4 protein-coding genes and 1 pseudogene are annotated in these 5,397 nt (G+C 35.9%); 4 read left to right on the forward strand and 1 reads right to left on the reverse strand.

The window, feature by feature from the left end:
* Positions 1 to 402: 402 nt before the first annotated feature.
* Together VKY47_RS12645 and VKY47_RS12650 are read left to right on the forward strand one after the other, a co-directional pair.
* Positions 403 to 2,103 (forward strand): annotated as a pseudogene (locus VKY47_RS12645) (BCCT family transporter).
* Positions 2,096 to 2,974, forward strand: coding sequence for a universal stress protein (locus VKY47_RS12650; protein WP_324313176.1), 879 nt, complete (start codon positions 2,096 to 2,098; stop codon positions 2,972 to 2,974). The pseudogene VKY47_RS12645 and the gene VKY47_RS12650 overlap by 8 nt, the downstream one beginning before the upstream one ends.
* 59 nt (positions 2,975 to 3,033) lie before the next feature.
* On the opposite strand, the gene VKY47_RS12655 is transcribed toward VKY47_RS12650, so the two are convergent.
* Positions 3,034 to 3,375: a DMT family transporter gene (locus VKY47_RS12655; RefSeq protein ID WP_324313179.1), complete on the reverse strand. Its 342-nt coding sequence runs from the start codon at positions 3,373 to 3,375 to the stop codon at positions 3,034 to 3,036.
* A 129-nt stretch (positions 3,376 to 3,504) separates the two neighbouring features.
* On the opposite strand from VKY47_RS12655, the gene VKY47_RS12660 reads away from it, so the two are divergent.
* Together VKY47_RS12660 and VKY47_RS12665 are read left to right on the forward strand one after the other, a co-directional pair.
* The gene (locus VKY47_RS12660) at positions 3,505 to 3,855 is read left to right on the forward strand and encodes a hypothetical protein (RefSeq protein WP_324313177.1); all 351 of its coding nucleotides are present in this window, start codon (positions 3,505 to 3,507) and stop codon (positions 3,853 to 3,855) included.
* Positions 3,856 to 3,979: 124 nt separating this feature from the next.
* Positions 3,980 to 5,397: ATP-binding protein (locus VKY47_RS12665; protein ID WP_324313178.1), on the forward strand; the 1,418-nt coding region annotated here is incomplete at its 3' end.

The following is a 5,397-nucleotide window of genomic DNA, read 5'->3' on the forward strand; positions in this document are numbered from 1 at the left end:
CCATCAGAAGCCATATCACTATCCATATCACCTCCAATAAAAGTCATTACCAACAGTACACTGAAGATTAGAGAACCAACAATAGCTATTATCCAATAGGTTTGTTCATAAGTCGTTAACTCGTTAAAAAGGTCTTGCATACTGTAAGGTTTTCAAATTCTTTGTGTTAAGAACATTTAAGTAAGCAAAATAATCATTTATTTTGAATAATAAAGCCTTCTTCACAGATTTACTCTTTTTTAAAACATCTCTATTCAGTTCTCTACTATAGTGTTTTTCCTATTGAAAAAGCTGAATTTAGCTTTTTCGTTTATTTTGCGAAAACACACTATATCTCCTTCAAAACTTGTTAAATATATCTATTTGTTCTATTTTATCCGCTTAAAAAACTAAAGAAAACAGATGTCGATAAAAGTTACTCGAAAAGATAATACTTCAAAATTTCTCGGGCTGGTCGTTAATAAAACGGTGTTCTTTTCTGCTATCGCAGTCATTATTTTAAGTGTTGGGTTTACCCTTATTTTTAAAGAACAAGCTGATTACTATTTTGGGATAGCGCAAACCTACGTTTCAGAACATGGCGGATGGATTTACACTTTAGCGGTGAACCTCTTCATTGTTTTTTGTCTCTACATGGCTTTTAGTAAGTTTGGATCTATACGAATAGGAGGACGGAAAGCTAAACCGGAATTTAGCCGTTGGGCATGGTTCGCCATGTTGTTTAGCGCTGGTGTAGGAAACGGTTTGGTCCTTTTTAGTATTGCTGATCCAGTAAGGGATTTTTTAAACCCACCCCGATTAGCAGGAGAAGACCCTGTAAATATTGCCCAAGAAGCCATCAACTTCTCTTTCTAACACCACGGAATTCATGGTTGGGCTATTTATTCTGTAGTTGGATTGTCATTGGCATATTTCACATTCAACAGAAAGATGCCTTTGACCTTGCGTTCAGCTTTCTACCCTATTCTTGGAAATAGAATTTACGGATGGATGGGTGATTTAATTGACATCATGGCAGTAATCACCACTCTTTTTGGGTTGGCAACAACTATAGGCTTTGGTGTTGGTCAAATTAACTCAGGCCTCACCCATGTATTTGGAATTCCAAGTACTCTGTTTTATCAAATGCTTATTATTCTTGCTGTTACACTTGTCGCCACATTATCTGCATTTACAGGATTGAATAAAGGAGTCCAGTTTTTAAGTAAATTGAACATTCGCGTTGCTTCTTCTATCTTTTTATTGGTGCTGATTTTAGGTCCTACGACTTATATTCTAAGTGCATACATTCAAAATATTGGAAGTTATCTAGTCAATTTTATTGATATGGCTACTTGGACAGAGTCTTTACGCGGTACCGATTGGCAAAAAACCAGAACCATAATGTATTGGGGTTGGTGGATTTCATGGTCACCTTTTGTGGGAACATTTATCGCTAGAATTTCAAAAGGAAGAACGGTTAAAGAATTTATTCTGGGCGTGTTAATTCTACCTTCTGTGGTTACTTTCTTATGGTTTAGTGCATTTGGAGGAATTACAATGCGTGATATCATCAATGGAGATACAGCGATGATTGCTGCTGTAGGAGACGATATTTCAACTGCCCTTTACGTGTTCTTTGATAAGTTTCCACTTTCAATGGTACTAAAAGTGCTTGGCCTGATCCTCATCAGTAGTTTTATTATTACATCTGCCGATTCTGGAGCTTTAGTCATTGACAGTATCACCTCTGGTGGGAAAATAAAAACACCAAAATACCAAAGGGTAATTTGGGCGGCTTCAACCGGAGTAGTGGCTGGAGTTTTAATGTATGGTGGAGGACTCAATGCCTTACAAACCGCCGTTACGATTTCAGGTCTCCCCTTTGCTATTTTACTGGTCGTCATGTGTTTCTCCTTATATTCTGGAATGAAAGAGGATTATAACAAAGCCGAACGGAAAGAGAAAATAATTGAACGAGAAGATTATAGAAAGAATATTCTTCAATTGGTGAATAAAGACAGAGAGGAAAAAAATCTCGAGAAAATTAATCCAAGCGATAAAAAAGGGATCCAGCCGATTGACGAGCAAAAATTAGACGATAAAACCGAAGAAAATGACTAGAAAGAAAAATTTAAAAACAGACTTAAGAATTATGGTGGCCATGGATTTATCGGAAATGGATGCCATTCTACTGAATTACGTCAGCTTTCTTAGTAAGGTTTGGGGAATGGAACATATCTACTTCATTCACAATATCAAACAATATAAACTAGACAGTTTACAAGACAGTTTTTTAGAGGAAGGAATTTCAATTGAAAATATCATTGACAAAGAACTCCAACGATCTATAGAAAAAAACTATTCAGGGACAATTCCGCATACCGTTTTACTTACCACGGATGATTATACAGAAAGTATTCTCACGCATTTGTCTAAGGAATATAAAATAGACATTCTACTCACTGGAAACAAAAACGAATTACAAGGAACCGGAGCGTTGAACCAAAAACTTGTGCGAATGATGGATGCGAATGTATTGTTGGTGCCGGAGAAAACAAGACATCAGCTTAAAAAAGTACTTATCCCAACAGATTTTAGTTCTGATTCAGCACAATCTTTCATTGAAACACAAACCTTAATTGCAAGTTCTCAAGGAGAAATAGAAGCCCTACACGTATACAATATCCCTTCTTTTTTCTTCCCTTATATCAATACAGAAAAAGCAATTGATAGAACGAAAAAGAACTTAAAAGAAAAGGTACAACAGTTCAAAAAAAGGTATAAACTTCCTGAAGAAATTCCTTTCAAATCCATCGATAGAAAAGATTTGTCGGTCGTTGAAGCCATTGAACTACATGCAGAAAAAGAAGATTTTGACATCATTGTCGTTTCTGCAAGGGGTACAAGTAAAATTGCTTCTTTATTTATCGGAAGTGTAACCAATGATTTATTGATTCGAAATAGAAATATGCCGCTGTTGGTTATTAATTAAAACGAGAGCTTTATAAAGGGACTTCGAGAGCCTCAGTCATCTTTATAAAGTACTCGAAGTCACGCTTTACTACTCACAATCTGCAATCCTACAATAGAAATAATTAAGGTCATTAGGAAAAACATTCGCCAGAAAGTAAGCGGTTCTTTAAACAGAAGTATTCCTCCTATAACGGTTCCAATTGCACCAATTGCACCCCAAACGGCATAAGCTGTTCCCACAGGAATTGCCTGCTCACCTCCCATTGCTTTAAACAGTAAATACATACTTATGCTCACGCAAATCGCAAAGGTAATCAGCCACATCCACAATTCTTTACCCGAAGATTGCTGCGCTTTTCCAAGGCTGATGGCAAAACCAGTTTCAAATAAACCTCCAATAATCAGTAAAATCCAATTGATGCTCATGTTGTTATTTGTTAATCGATATTGAGGAGCAAAAGGTAGTAAATTAAAACCTGCTGTTTTAATAAAAACTATTATTTGTATCTTGTAACACCTACTAATTAGGTAAACAGTCAAGAAAAATATATGAAAAATATCAAGCTTTTAATTCAAAAAGAAGAAGTCAACTTAAATCATTTTAAATACGCCATCGTTTACACAAAGAAACAACAGGGTAAAACAGCCTCTTGCACAAAGGAGACTGTTTTAAGAAGTATTACAGAGTTAGCGCCTATTGCAGAAAAAATTGTGATCATTTCAAATGATTCTTCGTTCGTTCCCAAAGGATTTGAAAATCGTTTGTTTAACGAACAAATTTTTGAAGAATACAATGTTTTTCATAGTACGCCGTACATCTATGAAATCGTTAATGGCAATTTAAGCAAGGGGGAAATACTTAACAATGATAAAGTCGAAGAATTGAAAGCGATTGGCTAAGTCTAAGTTTTTACATTTGATAAAAATTCTAAAAAAACACCTATTTCGGTTTCATTTCTGCTAAAAATCAAGATATTAACCCTGTTGGTCTAATAAAACACCAAAATCATAAAAAATCCATTAGATGAAAATAAAAAAAGTACTTGTTGCCAATAGAGGAGAAATCGCAATTCGAATATTTCGTTCATGCACAGAAATTGGATTAAGAACCGTAGGAATTTACACCTTTGAAGACCGTTATTCTTTGCACCGTTACAAAGCGGATGAAGCTTATCAAATCGGGGAAGATGATGATCCAATTAAACCCTACCTCGATATTGACAAAATTATCCAAGTAGCTAAAGAAAATAATATCGATGCGATTCACCCTGGATATGGATTTTTATCAGAAAATGCAGCTTTCGCTCAAGCATGTGAAGACAATGGAATCATTTTTATAGGACCTAGTGTTTCTGTTTTAAAATCTTTGGGAGATAAGGTCATGGCGAAAAAAGTAGCCACTGCTAATGGAATTCCAATTATTGAAAGCAATAAAAAAGACCTTACTTCTGTTGAAATTGCCATTGAAGAGGCGGAAAACATTGGTTATCCAGTAATGCTAAAAGCAGCTTCTGGTGGTGGTGGACGTGGAATGCGTGTTATTCACACCAAAGCGGATTTAAAACAAGCTTATCCTGAATCAAAACGAGAAGCGAAAAGTGCGTTTGGAGATGATACCGTATTTATTGAAAAATATGTTCAAAATCCAAAACACATCGAAATTCAAATTCTTGGTGATGAGCACGGAAACTTAGTGCACATGTACGAACGCGATTGTTCTGTACAACGCCGTTACCAAAAGGTAATTGAATTTGCTCCTTCTGTTCATTTGGCTGAGGAAGTAAAGGAAAATCTATATAAATATGCATTGGCTATCGGTAAAGCGGTGAATTACAGCAACGCTGGAACGGTAGAGTTTTTAGTGGATGAAGACCAAAGCATTTATTTTATAGAGGTAAATCCCCGTATTCAAGTGGAACATACGGTAACCGAAGTGGTAACGGGAATTGATATTGTAAAATCACAAATATTTATTGCAGGTGGCTATAAGTTAGCAGATGAACAAATAAAAATTTACAATCAAGAGGCCATTAAAGTCAATGGTTTCGCTGTTCAGTGTAGAATTACAACTGAAGATCCGAAAAATGATTTCAAACCCGACTACGGAACCATTACCACCTACAGAAGTGGAAGTGGATTCGGCATTCGTTTAGATGCAGGAAGTGTTTACCAAGGGGTGACAGTTTCTCCATTCTTTGATTCTATGCTGACGAAAATTACCGCCAACAGTAGAACTTTGGACGGAGCTTGTCGTAAAATGCGACGTGCTTTAGCAGAATTTAGAGTGCGTGGTGTAAAAACCAATATGGCGTTTTTAGACAACATTCTAAGTGATCCAACATTCCGCGAAGGAAAAGTAACGGTAAATTACATTGCCAATACTCCTGAACTTTTCAATATCAAAGAACCGCGAAATAGAGCTACTAAAATGCTTAATTTCTT

It is taken from the genome of Xanthomarina sp. (assembly GCF_035306705.1).
Classification (GTDB): Bacteria; Bacteroidota; Bacteroidia; order Flavobacteriales; family Flavobacteriaceae; genus Xanthomarina.

Excerpts from the sequence above, each read along its gene's own strand:
- VKY47_RS12650 (WP_324313176.1), top strand. The coding sequence starts at position 2,096 with ATGACTAGAAAGAAAAATTTAAAAACAGACTTAAGAATTATGGTGGCC.
- VKY47_RS12660 (WP_324313177.1), top strand. The coding sequence starts at position 3,505 with ATGAAAAATATCAAGCTTTTAATTCAAAAAGAAGAAGTCAACTTAAAT.